Annotated in this window: 11 protein-coding genes and 3 pseudogenes; 9 read left to right on the top strand and 5 right to left on the bottom strand. The window is 66.7% G+C overall.

All coding sequences use genetic code 11. From position 1 onward, the window contains the following. Window positions 1-9: 9 nt before the first annotated feature. Window positions 10-1248 (bottom strand): nucleoside recognition domain-containing protein, encoded by a 1239-nt coding sequence (locus ACEN9Q_RS25010; RefSeq protein WP_495626399.1) that lies wholly within the window; start codon window positions 1246-1248, stop codon window positions 10-12. A 243-nt stretch (window positions 1249-1491) separates the two neighbouring features. Between ACEN9Q_RS25010 and ACEN9Q_RS25005 the strand changes: the two genes are divergently transcribed. The 3 genes from ACEN9Q_RS25005 (at window position 1492) to ACEN9Q_RS24995 (ending at window position 7363) form a co-directional block, all read left to right on the top strand. After that, entirely contained in the window at window positions 1492-3300 is a 1809-nt protein-coding gene (locus ACEN9Q_RS25005; protein ID WP_495626398.1) for an ABC transporter substrate-binding protein, read from the top strand. A gap of 182 nt (window positions 3301-3482) precedes the next feature. After that, window positions 3483-6224 (top strand): TonB-dependent receptor, encoded by a 2742-nt coding sequence (locus ACEN9Q_RS25000; RefSeq protein WP_495626397.1) that lies wholly within the window; start codon window positions 3483-3485, stop codon window positions 6222-6224. Window positions 6225-6406: 182 nt separating this feature from the next. Then, on the top strand, window positions 6407-7363 hold the full coding sequence (locus ACEN9Q_RS24995) for a S66 peptidase family protein (RefSeq protein WP_495626396.1): 957 nt from the start codon (window positions 6407-6409) through the stop codon (window positions 7361-7363). A gap of 1103 nt (window positions 7364-8466) precedes the next feature. Here ACEN9Q_RS24995 and ACEN9Q_RS24990 read toward each other — a convergent pair. Next, complete coding sequence (locus ACEN9Q_RS24990; protein ID WP_495626395.1) at window positions 8467-9369, bottom strand: LysR family transcriptional regulator; 903 nt, start codon at window positions 9367-9369, stop codon at window positions 8467-8469. A gap of 102 nt (window positions 9370-9471) precedes the next feature. On the opposite strand from ACEN9Q_RS24990, the gene ACEN9Q_RS24985 reads away from it, so the two are divergent. Further along, window positions 9472-9999 (top strand): ester cyclase, encoded by a 528-nt coding sequence (locus ACEN9Q_RS24985; protein WP_495626394.1) that lies wholly within the window; start codon window positions 9472-9474, stop codon window positions 9997-9999. 11 nt (window positions 10000-10010) lie between these two features. Beyond that, a pseudogene (locus tag ACEN9Q_RS24980) lies at window positions 10011-10795 on the top strand (SDR family NAD(P)-dependent oxidoreductase). Between the two features lie 4 nt (window positions 10796-10799). Here the strand turns inward: ACEN9Q_RS24980 and ACEN9Q_RS24975 are convergent. Beyond that, window positions 10800-11399, bottom strand: a complete 600-nt coding sequence (locus ACEN9Q_RS24975; RefSeq protein ID WP_056437580.1) for an FMN-dependent NADH-azoreductase — start codon at window positions 11397-11399, stop codon at window positions 10800-10802. 151 nt (window positions 11400-11550) lie between these two features. Between ACEN9Q_RS24975 and ACEN9Q_RS24970 the strand changes: the two genes are divergently transcribed. After that, window positions 11551-11958 (top strand): MarR family winged helix-turn-helix transcriptional regulator, encoded by a 408-nt coding sequence (locus ACEN9Q_RS24970; protein WP_495626393.1) that lies wholly within the window; start codon window positions 11551-11553, stop codon window positions 11956-11958. 5 nt (window positions 11959-11963) lie between these two features. Here ACEN9Q_RS24970 and ACEN9Q_RS24965 read toward each other — a convergent pair whose 3' ends face one another. Continuing rightward, on the bottom strand, window positions 11964-12506 hold the full coding sequence (locus ACEN9Q_RS24965) for a PaaI family thioesterase (RefSeq protein ID WP_056437586.1): 543 nt from the start codon (window positions 12504-12506) through the stop codon (window positions 11964-11966). A 132-nt stretch (window positions 12507-12638) separates the two neighbouring features. Here ACEN9Q_RS24965 and ACEN9Q_RS24960 point away from each other — a divergent pair, with 132 nt between their 5' ends. Next, complete coding sequence (locus ACEN9Q_RS24960; RefSeq protein WP_056437589.1) at window positions 12639-13100, top strand: MarR family winged helix-turn-helix transcriptional regulator; 462 nt, start codon at window positions 12639-12641, stop codon at window positions 13098-13100. A gap of 99 nt (window positions 13101-13199) precedes the next feature. Next, the gene (locus ACEN9Q_RS24955; RefSeq protein WP_056437591.1) at window positions 13200-14384 is read left to right on the top strand and encodes a thiolase family protein; all 1185 of its coding nucleotides are present in this window, start codon (window positions 13200-13202) and stop codon (window positions 14382-14384) included. 213 nt (window positions 14385-14597) lie between these two features. On the opposite strand, the pseudogene ACEN9Q_RS24950 reads toward ACEN9Q_RS24955, so the two are convergent. Beyond that, a pseudogene (locus tag ACEN9Q_RS24950) lies at window positions 14598-14903 on the bottom strand (LysR substrate-binding domain-containing protein); the annotation flags it as partial. A gap of 2 nt (window positions 14904-14905) precedes the next feature. Between ACEN9Q_RS24950 and ACEN9Q_RS24945 the strand changes: the two are divergent. Next, a pseudogene (locus ACEN9Q_RS24945) lies at window positions 14906-15625 on the top strand (zinc-binding alcohol dehydrogenase family protein); the annotation flags it as partial. Window positions 15626-15627 lie beyond the last annotated feature (2 nt).

The following is a 15627-nucleotide window of genomic DNA, read 5'->3' as shown; positions in this document are numbered from 1 at the left end:
AAAAAAACGTTAGCCGAAGAACACGTAGGCCACCGCGATCGCCGCGACGATGCCGGCCAGGTCGGCGATCAGCCCGCAGGAAATCGCATAGCGGGCCTTGCGCACGCCGACCGAGCCGAAGTACAGCGCGACGATGTAGAACGTGGTGTCGGCCGAGCCCTGGAAGATGCAGGCCAGCCGGCCGACGAAGGAATCCACGCCATACGTCTTCATGGCGTCGATCATCAGCGCGCGCGATCCGCTGCCGGACAGCGGCTTCATCAGCGCGGTGGGCAGGGCGGGCGTGAACGCGGTGTCGAGGCCCGCCAGCCGGATGAGCCATTCGAGGCCCTGCACGACGTAGCCGAGCACGCCGGAATTGCGGATCACGGAAATGGCGACGAGCATGCCGACGAGGTAGGGGATGATCGTGAGGGAGGTCTGGATGCCGCCCTTGGCGCCTTCGATGAACGCCTCGTACACATTGACGCCCTTGCGCAGGGCGGCGACGATGAACACGACGATGATGCAAAACAGGATCAGGTTGCTGGCGACCTTGGACACCGTTTCGATTTCCGGTTTCGTGAGGTAGTGCGTGAAGTACCAGATCAGCGCGGCGATCGCGGCCGTCATGCCGCCCAGCCAGCCCAGCACGACGCCGTGCAGCAGGTTGATGCGCTGGCGGATGGACACGGCGATGATGCCGGCGACCGTGGCGACATAGGTCGCGATCATGCACGGAATAAAAATATCGGACGGGTCCTTTGCGCCGAGGATGGCGCGCTGGGCCATGATCGCGAGCGGGATCAACGTCAGGCCCGATGTGTGCAGCACGAGGAACATGATCTGGGCGTTGCTGGCCGTGTCCTTGTTGGGATTCAGCGTCTGCAGGCTCTCCATCGCCTTCAGGCCGAACGGCGTCGCGGCATTGTCCAGGCCCAGCAGATTGGCGGAAAAATTCATCACCATGTGGCCGGTGGCGGGGTGATCCTTGGGCACGTCCGGGAAGATACGCGAAAAGAACGGAGAAATGAGCTTCGCCAGCCAGCCGACGACGCCGGCCTTTTCGCCGATGTTCATGATGCCCAGCCACAAGGTCATCACGCCGGCCAGCGGCAGGGCGATGTCCATCACGCCCATCTTGGCGGCGTCGAAGGTGCCGTCGATGATGCGCTTGAAAATCTCGGTATCCCCGAGAAAAATCCATTGGGCCAAGGCCGCAACGAAGCCGACGAGGAAGAAGCCGGTCCAGATGTAATTTAAAGCCATGATGTCGTTGGTTCAGGCGGGCCGGGTCCGGCCTCGGGCCTGAGCTCGATTGTGCAGCGGAGAGTATAGGCGCAGAGCAAGCTGCGCTGATGAAAGAATGCCGTGCGGCTATGTAAAAAAGTTATGTGTGGAGGCGCCGGATGCTCTGCCGTCGGCGCCGCCGCACCGTTGCACGGCCGCCGCGCGTATTGCCTGCGTCCAAGGGCTGGGCCTATGATACGCAACGCTTCCAGGACCCCCGCCATGCCGACACGCCGTTCCCTCCTCGCTTCGCTACTGCTCGCCGTTCTCGCGCCGCTCGCCGCCGCCCAAGGCACGGGCACGGCACCCAAGGTCCTGCACATGTTCCTGTCGACGAGCGAAACCGGCCTCGACCCGGCCGTCGCCTCCGACATCGCGACCTTGTCCCTGCTGGAAAACCTGTTCGATCCGCTGTTGCGCTACGACTATCTCGCGCGGCCCGTGAAGCTGCAGGGCGACGGCGCGCAGGCTCTGCCGGAGGTATCCGCCGACGGCCTCACGTACACATTCCACATCCGCCGGGGCATGCACTTCACGCCCGATCCGGCGTTCAAGGGACCGCCGCGCGAGGTGACGGCGGCGGACTACGTCTACAGCATCAAGCGCCTGTACGACCCGAGCCTGAAATCGCCGTGGTCGTTCATGTTCGAAGACAAACTGCTGGGCGACGCGGCGCTGAAAGCCGCATTCAGTTACGCGACCGATATCCCCGGCCTGCAGGCCATCGATAAATACACGCTGCGCATCCGCCTCGCCGCGCCGGACAATAACTTCCTGTTTTATCTCGCCACGCCGGCCACGGGCGTCGTCGCGCGCGAGGTGATCGAGGCGTATCCGGGCCAGGCCGGCAACCATCCCGTCGGCACGGGGCCGTTCATGCTGGGGGACTGGAAGCGCAGCGACCGCATCGTCCTCGTCGCCAATCCGGCCTCGACGTCCGTGTTCCACTCCAGCGTGACGGTGGACACGGCCACGGACCCGGCCGACCGCGCCATCGCGCGCGCGCTCGAAGGACAAAAGCTGCCGCGCGTGGACCGCGTCGAGGTCAAGATCGCGGAAGAATTCCAGGGCCGCATGCTGGGCTTCCTGAACGGCGAATACGATTACCTGGAGCAGGTGCCGGAGTCGATGACGGATATGGTCATTACCCACGGCAAGCTGAGACCGGACCTGGCCGCGCGCGGCATGCAGTTATATCGCTTCCCCGTGCTGCAGACCTATTACATGTGGATGAACATGGACGATCCGGTGCTGGGCGGCTATTCGAACGAGAAGGTGGCGCTGCGCCGGGCCATCTCGCTCAGCTACAACAGCGCCGAGGACATCGCCCTGCTGAAACAGGGATTCGCGATCAAGGCCGAGTCGCCATTGCCGCCGGGCGTGCTCGGCTACGACCCGAACTACCGCAGTCCCGTTCCCTACGACCCGGCCCTCGCGAATGCTGTACTGGACCGCTTCGGTTACGGCAAGCGCGACCCGGACGGATTTCGCCGCATGCCGGGCCCGGGCGGCGGCACGGTACCGTTGACCTTGCAGATGAGCAGCGAAGCGACGGTCGGCGGCCGCCTGCGCGACGAGTTGTGGCGCAAATGCCTGAACGCCGTCGGCCTGCGCGTCGTGTTCAAGTCCGATAAAAAGACGGAAATCATCAAGGCATCGCGCCTCGGCAAGGTGCAGATGTTCGAGAGCAACTGGATCGCCGACTTCCCCGACGGTGACAATTTTTATCAGCTGCTGTACGGCCCGAACGCGGGCCGCGCCAACTATGCGCGCTTCAACCTGCCGGCCTATAACGAACGCTACGAGCAGGCGCACAAGCTCAAGGATGGTCCCGAGCGGCAGAAACTGTATTTCGAGATGAACCAGCTGATCCACGCCTACAACCCGTGGGTGCCGTTGACGCATGTGTTGTCGGCCGATATCCGGCAACCGTGGCTCAAAAACTACAAACGCCATCCCGTCGAATTCACGCAATGGCGCTATCTGGACGTCGATGTTGCGGAAAGAGCACGTGCCGCAAGAGGGAAGTGATAGTTTTTGCTAGATTAACCTGGTGAAACATTCCCTGTAGTTATACTCAACTCCGGAATTTTCATTGGCTGGGCGCGCGCCAGTGCGCTTACCTTTGAAGACGACATAACGTAATGCAAAGACGTTACGCATCGACATAGCGCATCGAGGAGAGACACGTGAGATTAAAAAAGTTAGCGTACATGATTGCCCTGATCGGCGCCGCCGCACCGGCCGTCGCGCAGCAGGTGCAGTCCGATAAACCGATCGCACGTGTCGAAATCACGGGTTCCAGCATCAAGCGCATCGCCACCGAAGGCGCGTTGCCGGTGCAGACGATCACACTGGACCAGCTGGACAAGCAGGGCGTCACGAATGCCGAACAGCTGATGCGCCTGATTTCGGCGAACGGCACGGGCGCCGACAATATGACTTCAGGTAATAACGTGTTCGGCGCGGATGCCGACCGTGTCAGCGGCGGCGGTTCGTTCGCCTCGCTGCGCGGCCTCGGCCCGACGGGCACGCTGGTGCTGATCAACGGCCGCCGCATTTCCGGCTACGGCCTGTCCGGCAAGGCGGTCGACCTGAACACGGTCCCGCTGGCGGCTGTCGCGCGCGTCGAGATCCTCAAGGACGGCGCGTCCGCGATCTACGGCACCGACGCCGTCGGCGGCGTGATCAACTTCATCCTGAAAACCGACTTCGAAGGCGTGCAGGCGAATGCCAGCGGCAACTGGACCCAGCACGGCGGCGGCGCCACCCGCCGCCTGCAGGTCGTGGCCGGCCACGGCAACCTGGACACCGACCGCTTCAACATCATGGCCGCCATCGGCTACGACCGCGACAACGAACTCGATTCGCACCAGCGTTCCTTCGCCAACGGCTTCCAGCCGGCGCGCGGCCTGTCGCCGGACACCACCGGCACCCCGGTCGCCAACCAGCTGGCGGGCGCCGGCACGGCGCTGGGCGCGAACTACCAGCTGCCGGGCGATCCGAACAAATACCTGCAGGCGGGCTTGCTGAGCCTGCAAGGCAAGTGCGACAGCGTGCCGGGCATGATGCAGTACGCGACGGCGCTGTGGAAGGACGTGACGTCGCCGCTGCGCTCGACGTATTCCTGCGCCTACGACTACGGCGGCGACTACGTGATGCAACTGCCGACGGAGCGCACCAACGGCGTCGCCCGCGCCACGTTCCAGATCGACCCGAACCACCGCGTGTTCGCCGAAGCCGTCGGCGCGCACACGACGTCGCTGGCGATCCTGACGCCGACGCAGATCTCCACGTCGCTCGCGAACGGCAATGCGTATCCGGCCGGCGGCCCGTACTACCAGGACCTGTCGCCGTACATCGCTTCTTTCGACAAGACGAAACCGATCATCTACAAATGGCGCGCCTGGCCGCTGGGTAACCGCACCCAGAACTACACGACGGATACGGTGCGCCTGATGACGGGCGCCGAGGGCACCTTCGCCGGCAAGTGGGATTACAAGATCGACCTGTCGCACAGCGAGAGCCACACCAAGACCGACCTCGTCGACGGCTACGCCTACACGAGCGCCCTGTACCAGGTGCTGGGCAGCGGCGTCGTGAACCCGTTCGCCGCGCCGTCGCAGGGCCAGAGCGCGGCCGCGATGCAGGCGCTGGAAGCGACCAAGTTCTATGGCCGCCTGCAGCACGGCAAGACGACGCTGACGCAGTTCAACGCGTCGGTCTCGGGCGAGATCTGGCAACTGCCGGCCGGCCCGCTGCAGGGCGCCATCGGCACCGACCTGCGCCGCGAGGGCTACGGTTTTGCTCAAGACGTCGACGCCACGAAGATCCTGCTGGCGCCGGGCAATGCGAACCAGGACACGGTCAACCGCAACATCAAGGCGATCTACACCGAGCTCGTGGTCCCGGTCATGAAGAACCTGGAACTGCAGCTCGCGCTGCGCCGCGACGACTACAGCCTGATCGGCGCGACGACGAACCCGAAGATCGCGTTCAGCTACCGTCCGACGAGCTGGCTGATGCTGCGCGGCTCCGCGAATAAAGGCTTCCTGGCGCCGAGCTTCGCCCAGCTGTATTCGGGCCGCCTGAGCCAGGAATTGCCGAACGGCGTGAACGACCCGGTCGGCTGCGCGGCCCACCCGGGCGACCCGCGCTTCTGCGCGATCGAGCGTCTGTCGTATTTCAGCGGCGGCAACCCGGGCCTGCGTCCGGAGACCTCGAAGCAGGGCACGCTGGGCTTCATCGTCGAGCCGAGCAAGAACTTCTCGGCGTCGGTCGACTACTGGGCGATCAACATCAAGGACCGCATCCTGAACCGCACGCCGCAAGTCGTGCTGGCCAACGAGGCGTCGCTGCCCGAGTACATCCACCGCAACCCGAGCGACGGCACCATCGCCTACGTCGACGCCGGCTGGATCAACGCGTCCGGCCTCAAGACGCGCGGCGCCGACGTCGGCCTGCGCGGCCGCGGCAACCTGCCGGACGGCTGGCGCTGGAACGCGACCCTCGACGGCACCTGGACCCAGAGCTATCAATTCGCCGAGTTCGAGGGCCAGCCTTACGTCGAATACGTGGGCAATTTTTATACGCGCGACCTGTACCTGCGCTGGAAGCACAACGCCACGTTCAGCGTGAACAAGGGTCCGTGGGGCTTCCTGTTGAGTAACCTGTACCGCGACGGCTACGCGGACGAGCTGCCGAACGGCGGCAAGGGCACGCCGCCGGCCGGCTTCAACCCGCGCGTGGCCAGCTACACGACCTGGGGCCTGTCGACGACGTACACCGGCATCAAGAACACGACGGTCACCGTCGGCATCCAGAACCTGTTCGACCGCGAGCCGCCGTTCACGGCGCACAACGTGGACGAGGTCGTGGGCGCCGGCTGGGACCCGCGCGTGGCCGATCCGCGCGGCCGCTCGCTCAGCTTCGACGTCAAGTACCGCTTCTTCTGACCGTTATCCGGATTGCCAGTATCCTTGGCGTACCGGCGGCCCGCGACCATGGAAGCCACAAGCTTCCGCGGCGCGGGCCGTTTAACTTTGAACCTCATCCCATGAACGGCAGGCGCAGATTCAACGCGACGATGGCGGCGGCGCTGCTGCTGCCCTTTGCGTCCGCACGGTCCGCATCCACCATGACACCACTGATCAAACCACCGCGCCTCGTCCGCGGCGACGTCGTCGGCCTCGTCGCGCCGGGCGGCTACACGAGCGACGCCGCCATCGAGAAGGCGGTGCGGCACATCGAGGCGCTGGGCTTTCGCGCCAGGCCGGGCACCTATTTGCGCGACGTCTGGGGCAATTACGGCGGCACGGTCGCCGCGCGCATCGCCGACCTGCACGCGATGTTCCGCGATCCCGAAGTGAAAGCCATCTGGGCGATTCGCGGCGGCTCCGGTTGCATTTCCCTGCTGCGCCACCTGGACTACCGCCTGATCCGCACGCATCCGAAAGTCCTGCTGGGCTATTCGGACATCACGGCGCTGCATCTCGCCATCCACCGCCACGCGGGCCTCGTGACCTTCCACGGCCCGGTCGCATCGAGCACGCCGTCCGATTACGCGACCGAGCACCTGCTGGCCGTGCTGACGGCGCCGCGGGCGTCGTACACGATCCCGATGTCGCCCGATAACGACCGGCGCGCGCTGGACGAGCCGTGGTACGCCACGCGTACCGTGCACGAGGGCGTCGCCGAGGGGCCGCTCATCGGCGGCAACCTGTCGCTCGTGAGCGCGCTGGCCGGCACGCCGTACGCGGCCGATTTTACGAACAGCCTGCTGTTCCTCGAAGAGGTGAACGAGGAACCGTACCGCATCGACCGCTGGATGACGCAACTCGATCTGGCGGTCGGTTTCGACAAGGCGGCCGCAATCATGGTCGGCATCTGCGAGAACTGCGGACCGCAGGGCGACGGGCCGTCGCTGACGCTGGACGAGACCCTCGACGTGCATTTGCAGCCGCTGCGGGTGCCGGCGGTGACCGGGTATTCGTTCGGGCATATCCGCAACCAGTTCACGATTCCCGTCGGCGTGCGGGGCAGGCTGGATACGGAATCGCGGACGGTGACGTTGCTGGAGCCCGGCGTCAGTTGAAATACCGTCGCCCCCGCGCAGGCGGGGGCCCAATGTTGCATGCGTGATCGCACCGCGGGAAACTTGGGTTCCCGCCTGCGCGGGAACGACGGTGACTGTGACGTTGCTGGAAGCAGCCGTCAGCTGAGAGACCGTCGCCCCCGCGCAGGCGGGGGCCCAATGTTGCATGCGTGATCGCACCGCGGGAAACTTGGGTTCCCGCCTGCGCGGGAACGAAGGTGACTGTGACGTTGCTGGAAGCAGCCATCAGCTGAGAGACCGTCGCCCCCGCGCAGGCGGGGGCCCAATATTGCATGCGTGATCGCACCGCGGGAAACTTGGGTTCCCGCCTGCGCGGGAACGACGGTGACTGTGACGTTGCTGGAAGCAGCCATCAGCTGAGAGACCGTCGCCCCGCGCAGGCGGGGGCCCAATATTGCATGCGTGATCGCACCGCGGGAAACTTGGGTTCCCGCTTGCGCGGGAACGACGGTGACTGTGACGTTGCTGGAAGCAGCCGTCAGCTGAGAGACCGTCGCCCCCGCGCAGGCGGGGGCCCAATATTGCATGCGTGATCGCACCGCGGGAAACTTGGGTTCCCGCCTGCGCGGGAACGAAGGTGACTGTGACGTTGCTGGAAGCAGCCGTCAGCTGAGAGACCGTCGCCCCCGCGCAGGCGGGGGCCCAATATTGCATGCGTGATCGCACCGCGGGAAACTTGGGTTCCCGCCTGCGCGGGAACGAAGGTGACTGTGACGTTGCTGGAAGCAGCCATCAGCTGAGAGACCGTCGCCCCCGCGCAGGCGGGGGCCCAATGTTGCATGCGTGATCGCACCGCGGGAAACTTGGGTTCCCGCCTGCGCGGGAACGACGGTGACTGTGACGTTGCTGGAAGCAGCCGTTAGCTTAGAGACCGTCGCCCCCGCGCAGGCGGGGGCCCAATATTTGCATGCGTGATCGCACCGCGGGAAACTTGGGTTCCCGCCTTCGCGGGAACGACGGTGACTGTGACGTTGCTGGAAGCAGCCGTCAGCTGAGAGACCGTCGCCCCCGCGCAGGCGGGGGCCCAATATTGCATGCGTGATTGCACCGCGGGAACGACGGTTCAAGGGCGTGGTCGTGTTTTACCAGCGCCACGCCTCCCGCAGCTTTTCCTTCAGATACCCCACGAACAAGCGCACCCGCGGCGGCAGATTCCGCTGGTGCGGATACACCGCATGCAGCGGCGCCGCCGCCATCGCGTGGTTCGGCAGCACGCGCAGCAGGCGGCCCGCCGCGAGGTCGTCGCCCACGTCCCAGATCGATTTCAACGTGATGCCGCTGCCGGCCAGCGCCAGTTGCTGCGCGGCGCCGCCGTCGTTCGTGAGGAAGGCGGCGTCCACGCGCACGGGCGCGGTGTCGCCGCCGTCGAATTTCCAGTCGGTGCGGCGCTGGTCGCCGATCACGATGAGGCGGTGGCCCGCCAGTTCGCCCGGGGTGCGCGGCTCGCCGTGGCGCTCCAGGTAGGCGGGCGACGCGCACAGCACGCGGTAGTTCGGCGCCAGTTCGCGCGCGACGAGCGAGGAATCGGCCAGCGCGCCGTAGCGGATCGCGAGGTCGTGGCCGCTGTCCAGCAGGTCGACGACGGCATCGCCCAGTTCCAATTGGATCGTCGCCTGAGGGTATAAATCCTGGAACGCGGCCGCGACGGGCGCGAGCCAGCGCCGCCCGAACTCGCCCGGCGCGGTGATGCGCAACAGGCCGTGCACGCCGTCGCGGCGCTGCGCGAGCAGGGCTTCGGCCTGCTCGACTTCATCGAGGATGCGCAGCACGCGCGCGTGGAACAGCCGGCCTTCTTCCGTCAGCGTCTGGCGCCGCGTCGTGCGCTGCAGGAGGCGCGTGCCCAGGCCCGCTTCCAGCAGGGACAGGCGTTTGCTGACGACGGACACGGGCACGTCCAGTTCGCGCGCGGCGGCCGACAGGCTGCCGGCGGAGACGATCCGCGCAAACGCGACGAGGGCAGGGAAGTTGTTGGCGAGCGTGTCCATCTTGCGCTTTTTGGAAATAATGATTTCGTATTCTGCCGCTATTTTTCGCCAGGCGTGAAATCTATGATGGCGCCATCGATCAACGCACGATGGAGCGATACCATGAAAGCCACCCACATCTTCGCGGCCGCAACCATGCTGGCGTCGCTGCCGACGTTCGCGGACGACGATCTCGTACGCGCCCATGAAACCATCGCCGACGCGTCGCTGGCGCCGGCGCAACGGGACGCCGAGCTGCTGGCGGCGCGCCGTTACGCGACGTTCTGGCACACTGGCGACGCACGCTACGCCCGCGCCGCGCTGGCTCCCGGTTTCACCGACCGCACCCTGCCGCCCGGCCGCGCGCAAGGCGTGCCGGGGCCGCTCGCGGCATCGGCATTCGTGCGCACGGCGATCCCCGACCTGCAGGCCGACCTGCAACAGATGATCGTCGCCGGCGACCGCGTCACGATGCACTACCGCTTCCGCGGCCATTTCACGGGACGGTGGGCGGATACGCAAGGCCGGGGGCAGGCGGTCGATTTCATCGCCACCGACATTTATCGCATCGCGGACGGCAAGATCGCCGACAACTGGCATATCGAAGACAACCTCGCGCTGATGCAACAACTGGGCCTCGTCGCCCGCTGAAAGGAATCACCATGCACATCGATTTGACCGGCAAGACCGCCCTCGTCTCGGCATCGACGGCCGGCATCGGCCTGGCGACGGCCACCGGGCTTGCCCGCGCCGGCGCCACCGTCATCCTCAATGGCCGCGGCAGCGACACGATCGACCGCGCCCGCGCGGCGGTGCTGGCCCAGGTGCCTGATGCACGGCTGCGCGGCGTCGCCGCCGACCTGGCAACGGCCGAGGGCGCGGCCGCGCTGATCGCCGCCGAGCCGCGCGTCGACATCCTCGTCAACAACGCGGGCACGTACGGACCGCAGGATTTCTTCGAGATCGACGACGCCACCTGGGACCACTTTTTTCAACTGAAGGCGTGCGCCTGACGCGCCATTACCTGAAAGGGATGCTGGCGCGGGACTGGGGGCGGGTCGTGTTCGTGTCGTCGGAATCGGGGCTGAACATCCCCGCCGACATGATCCATTACGGCATGACGAAGACGGCCGAGCTGGCGATTTCGCGCGGACTGGCGAAACTGGCGGCCGGCAGCGGCGTCACCGTCAACGCGGTGCTGCCGGGGCCGACGCTGTCGGAAGGCGTGCGCGCCATGCTGCAAGGCGCGGCCGAGGAGGCGAATACATCGGTCGAGCAGGCCGCGACCGCCTTCGTTCGTGCGCAGCGCCCCAGCTCGATCCTGCGCCGGGCGGCGAGCACGGACGAAGTCGCGAACATGATCGTCTACGTGTGCTCGCCGCAGGCGTCGGCCACGACGGGCGCGGCGCTGCGGGTGGATGGCGGCGTCGTGGACACCATCGCGTGAGACCTCATGCCACGACTTCGTCGATCTGCGTCGTCACTTCCTCGAACGCGGCGCTGGCGCGCTCCGCGCCCATGTTCACGCCCTCGGCGTAGATGAACTCGACGTCCGTGATGCCGATCAGGCCCAGCACGCCTTTCAGGTGCGGCACCTGCGAGTCCAGCGGGGTGTCGCGGTAGATGCCGCCGCGCGCCAGGCCCACATAGACTTTCTTGCCGGTGACGAGGCCTTCCGGGCCGTTCGCCGTGTAGCGGAAGGTCTCGCCGGCACGGACGACGGCGTCGATCCACGACTTGATCTGCACCGACACGCTGAAGTTATACATCGGCACGCCCAGCACGATCACGTCGGCGCGTTTCAGCTGCGCGATCAGGGCGTCGTCCAGCGCGACGCGCGCGCTTTGCTCCGGCGTGCGCTGGTCGGCCGGCGTGAACAGGGCGGACAGCGCGGCTTCGTCCAGCACCGGATGCGGGTCGCGCGCCAGGTCGCGCAGCTCGACCGTCGCTTCCGGATGGCGCGCTGCCAGGCGCGCCGTGATGGCGTCGGCGACGCGGGTGGAATTCGAACCGTTGGCACGGGCGCTACCGTTGATCTGCAGGATGTTCATCGTGGTTCTCCAGAAGGATGGGGTCGATGGAGAACATTGTATTGGTTGTCGTTGACGGGATTAAGCTGGTTTATCGGATATCATTGTTCCGCTGATGGGGCGAATATTATCGATCGCTTGACTCGTGTGCATACGCACCTATCATGGGCCCATGACCGCATCCGAACGACTCCTGGCCTGCAACTGCTTTGCCTCGCGCAAGGCGGCGCGCCTGATCACGAAGATGTACGAAGACCACCTGGCGCGCGTGGGCCTGACGAGCACGCAGTTCTCGATCCTGGTCTACGTCGACGAGGTCGAGGCGGCGTCGATGAAAGACCTCGCCGTCACGCTGGCGATGGAGCGCACGAGCGTGATCCGCGCCCTGCAGCCGCTGGCGCGCGACGGCCTCGTGGCCATCGGCCCGCACGAGGAAGACGCGCGCCGCAACGTCGTGCGCCTCACCGATGCCGGCAGCGCCAGGCTGGCGCAGGCGCTGCCCGTGTGGCAGGCGGCGCAGGCCGAGTTCGAGCGCCGGTTCGGCACGGCGCTGGGCGGCCAATTACGCGGGGTAGGGTGAGCGATTCAGCGCGCCTCGAACACGAGACACGTCGTGGTCGCATGCGCATACAACCGTCCCTGCGCATCGACGATTTTTCCTTCGGCCGTGGCGAGCTGGCGCCCGCAATGGAGCACCGTCCCGATCGCGCGCAGCGGCCCGCCGTCCAGCCGCGCGCCGCGCACGAGGTTCACGCTCAGCTCCGCCGTCGTGTAGGCGTAGCCCGGCGCCAGCGCCGTCTGCACGGCGCAGCCGACGGCCGAGTCGAGCAGGGTCGCGTACCAGCCGCCGTGCACGGTGCCCATCGGGTTCAGGTGCATGGCCTGCGGCGTGCCCTGGAACGTGGCCGAGCCCTGGTCCACCTCGACGAGGAAGAAGTCGAGCGTCTCGGCGATGTGCGCGTACGGGAAGCGGCCGTCGAGCAGCGCCTGCATCACCGCCAGTCCCGTCATTCCGCGCGCTTCCTGCGCCGGCACCACGCCCGGCCGGCCGCCGCCTTGCGCCACCCGCGCGCGCACCGCGCGCAGCTGCGCTTCCCATTGTTCCGCCACCGTCTGCTGCGTGTCCATGCAAATCTCCCTGGTCCGTTATTGAGTGTATATGCAGCTATTCGATGCCGATTATGCACAGGTTTCGGCATACCCGGGGTTATACTCGCTAGAGGGAGGGTACTAACGCCGTCCCGGCAAGGAACACCGGACATGACATCGCGCCCGCAATCGAACGACCCCCTGTGCAACTGCCTCGCCCTGCGCCAGGCGTCGCGTTACATCACCGGCGTGTACGACCAGGTACTGAGCGAGGCCGGCCTGCGCGTCACCCAGTTTTCGATCCTGTATAAACTGCTGGGGCTGGGGCCGATGACGGTCAACCAGATGTCCGCCGAACTGGTCATGGACCGCACGACCCTCACCCGCAACCTGAAACCCCTCGAGCGCGACGCGCTGGTGACGACCGGTCCCAGTGAACACGACAAGCGCGAGCGCGTCATCGGCCTGACGCCCGCCGGCAAGGCCAAGGTCAAGGCCGTGCTGCCGCTGTGGCGCCGCGCCCAGCAGACCTTCGAGCAGAACTTCGGCAGCGAGCGCGCGCTCGAACTGCGCATGCTGCTGCGCGCCGTCGTCGAGACGGGTATCCACGACATCGACGCCGGACAGTCCTGATTGCAAACAACCCGCAGCGACGCGCGTCATGCAATCTTCAAAATACGTGTATATACTCCTATTTGCAGCTTCCGGCCATTCACCCTGAAAGGAATCATCATGCCTGCCCGCGACATCGTCCTGTGTGCTCCCGTGCGTACCGCCATCGGTACGTTCAACGGTTCCCTGAAAGCCATCCCCGCCGTCGAACTGGGCGCGGCCGCCGTGCGCGCCGCCGTCGCGCGCGCGGGCATGTCGCCCGATGCCATCGATGCGGTCCTGATGGGCAACGTGATCCAGGCGGGCAACCGCATGAATCCGGCGCGCCAGGCGGCCATTCACGGCGGCATCCCCGTGAGCGTGCCCGCGATGACGCTGAACCGCGTGTGTGGCTCGGGCGCCCAGGCCATCGCCTCGGCCGCGCACGAGATCCTGGCCGGCGAATCGAACGTCGTGCTGGCCGGCGGCATGGAGAACATGGACCAGGCGCCGTACCTGATGCCGCAAGCGCGCTGGGGCGCGCGCATGGGCCATGCGCAGATCTACGACAGCCTGCTGCACGACGGCCTGAACGACGCGTTCTCGGCCCAGCACTCGGGCTGGCACACCGAGGACCTCGTGAAGGACGTGGACATCAGCCGGTCCGCGCAGGACCGCTGGGCCGAGCGCTCGCAGCGCCGCTTTGCGGACGCCCAGGCGGCCGGTGCGTTCAAGGATGAAATCGTGGCGATCGAGATCGCGGGCAAGCGCGGCGTGCAGCTGTTCGACACGGACGAAGCGAACCGCCCGGACACCACGCTGGAGACGCTCGCGAAACTGAAACCCGCGTTTCGCCCGGACGGCACGATCACGGCCGGCAACGCGCCGGGCCTGAACAGCGGCGCGGCCGCCGTCATCGTCGCCGACCGCGCGACGGCCGAGCGCCTTGGCCTGCAGCCGATCGCGCGCCTCGTCGCGTCCGGCGTGGCGGCCGTGGCGCCGGGCATGTTCGGCCTCGGACCCGTGCCGGCCGTGCAGAAGGCCCTCGCGCGCGCGGGCTGGAACGTCGCCGACGTCGACCGCTACGAAATCAACGAGGCGTTCGCCGCCGTGCCGCTCGCGGTGGCGCGCAAGCTGTCGTTGCCGGAAGACGTCATCAACGTCGAAGGCGGCGCGGTGGCGCACGGCCATCCGATCGGCGCGACGGGCGCCGTGCTGACGGTGCGCCTGCTGCATGCGATGCGCCGCGGCCTGGCGCGGCGCGGCGTCGTCACGCTGTGCATCGGCGGCGGGCAGGGGATCGCGCTGGCGCTGGAACGGGTCTGATAAACGGCGGGTTCGATAAACACGCGACCCTGAAACCGTCGCCCCCGCGCAGGCGGGGGCCCAAGTGCTGCGCGTTCCAACGCTGCGCATGCAAATTGGGTTCCCACCTGCGCGGGAACGACGAGGTGGGGGGCATTCCGCTACCGCCTCCCGCATTCTCTCCACCAGAAACTCCCTGAGCACCCTGACGGCCGGCGACACCTGCCGCCGGCTCGCCAGCACCATGTACAGCGGCTGGCTGTTGCCCTGCCAGTCCGCGCACACGACGCGCAGCGCGCCGCGCGCGAGGTCGGCCTGCACGTCGATGCGCGAGCGGTAGCACAGGCCCAGGCCGTCCAGCGCCCAGCGCCGCACGATCTCGGAATCGTCGGCCACGCGGTCGCCGCGCACCGTCACCTCGATGTCTTCCCCATCCTTGCTGAAGCGCCAGCGGTCGTTGACCGTCTCGTCCAGCATGAAGCACAGGCAGTTGTGCGCCGCGAGGTCGTGCGGCGACGCCGGCGTGCCGTGGCGTGCCAGATAACAGCGAGCTGCAACTGGTCGACGAGCGCATCGCCGGCAAGATGCCGCAAGCGCTGGATTTCAGTGCCGCCGCCGCGCTGCCGCTGACGAGCCTCACGGCGTGGGAACTGCTGTTCGACCGGCTCGATGTCCCGCTCGACGAACGCGGCGACGGCAAGTCGCTGCTCGTGATCGGCGCGGCCGGCGGCGTCGGTTCGATCCTCGTGCAACTGGCGCGCAAGCTCACGCGGCTGACGGTCGTCGGCACGGCGTCGCGCGCCGAAACGCGCGACTGGGTCCTTGAACATGGCGCCCACCACGTGATCGACCACAGCCGGCCGCTGGCCGCCGAAATCCGGCGTGCCGGCTTGAGCGCGCCGGATTACGTGATCAGCCTCACGCACACGGACCAGCACTTCGACCAGATCGTCGAGGCCATCGCGCCGCAGGGCAAATTCGGCCTGATCGACGACCCCGCGCCGATCGACGTCCGTCAATTCAAGCGCAAGGCCGTCTCGCTGCACTGGGAACTGATGTTTACGCGGTCCCTGTTCTCGACGCCGGACATGATCCGCCAGCACGAGATCCTGGACCGCGTGGCGGACCTGATCGACGCGGGCACGCTCCGTTCGACGGCCAACGAGAATTTCGGGCGTATCGATGCGGCCAACCTCAAGCGCGCGCACGCGCTGATCGAGTCGAACCGGGCGCAGGGCAAGATCGTGCTGGCCGGGTTCTGAGC

The organism is Massilia sp. Masssp93, assembly GCF_059491295.1.
Note: the sequence above shows the minus strand (reverse complement) of the source record. Positions and strands in the feature narration are given on the sequence as shown.

What these genes read in the sequence shown, in the direction of transcription:
- ACEN9Q_RS24955 (WP_056437591.1), top strand. Translation starts at nt 13,200, where the DNA reads ATGCCTGCCCGCGACATCGTCCTGTGTGCTCCCGTGCGTACCGCCATC.
- ACEN9Q_RS24985 (WP_495626394.1), top strand. Translation starts at nt 9,472, where the DNA reads ATGAAAGCCACCCACATCTTCGCGGCCGCAACCATGCTGGCGTCGCTG.
- ACEN9Q_RS24995 (WP_495626396.1), top strand. Translation starts at nt 6,407, where the DNA reads ATGACACCACTGATCAAACCACCGCGCCTCGTCCGCGGCGACGTCGTC.
- ACEN9Q_RS24960 (WP_056437589.1), top strand. Translation starts at nt 12,639, where the DNA reads ATGACATCGCGCCCGCAATCGAACGACCCCCTGTGCAACTGCCTCGCC.
- ACEN9Q_RS24965 (WP_056437586.1), bottom strand. Translation starts at nt 12,506, where the DNA reads ATGGACACGCAGCAGACGGTGGCGGAACAATGGGAAGCGCAGCTGCGC.
- ACEN9Q_RS25000 (WP_495626397.1), top strand. Translation starts at nt 3,483, where the DNA reads ATGATTGCCCTGATCGGCGCCGCCGCACCGGCCGTCGCGCAGCAGGTG.
- ACEN9Q_RS24970 (WP_495626393.1), top strand. Translation starts at nt 11,551, where the DNA reads ATGACCGCATCCGAACGACTCCTGGCCTGCAACTGCTTTGCCTCGCGC.
- ACEN9Q_RS24975 (WP_056437580.1), bottom strand. Translation starts at nt 11,399, where the DNA reads ATGAACATCCTGCAGATCAACGGTAGCGCCCGTGCCAACGGTTCGAAT.
- ACEN9Q_RS25005 (WP_495626398.1), top strand. Translation starts at nt 1,492, where the DNA reads ATGCCGACACGCCGTTCCCTCCTCGCTTCGCTACTGCTCGCCGTTCTC.
- ACEN9Q_RS25010 (WP_495626399.1), bottom strand. Translation starts at nt 1,248, where the DNA reads ATGGCTTTAAATTACATCTGGACCGGCTTCTTCCTCGTCGGCTTCGTT.
- ACEN9Q_RS24990 (WP_495626395.1), bottom strand. Translation starts at nt 9,369, where the DNA reads ATGGACACGCTCGCCAACAACTTCCCTGCCCTCGTCGCGTTTGCGCGG.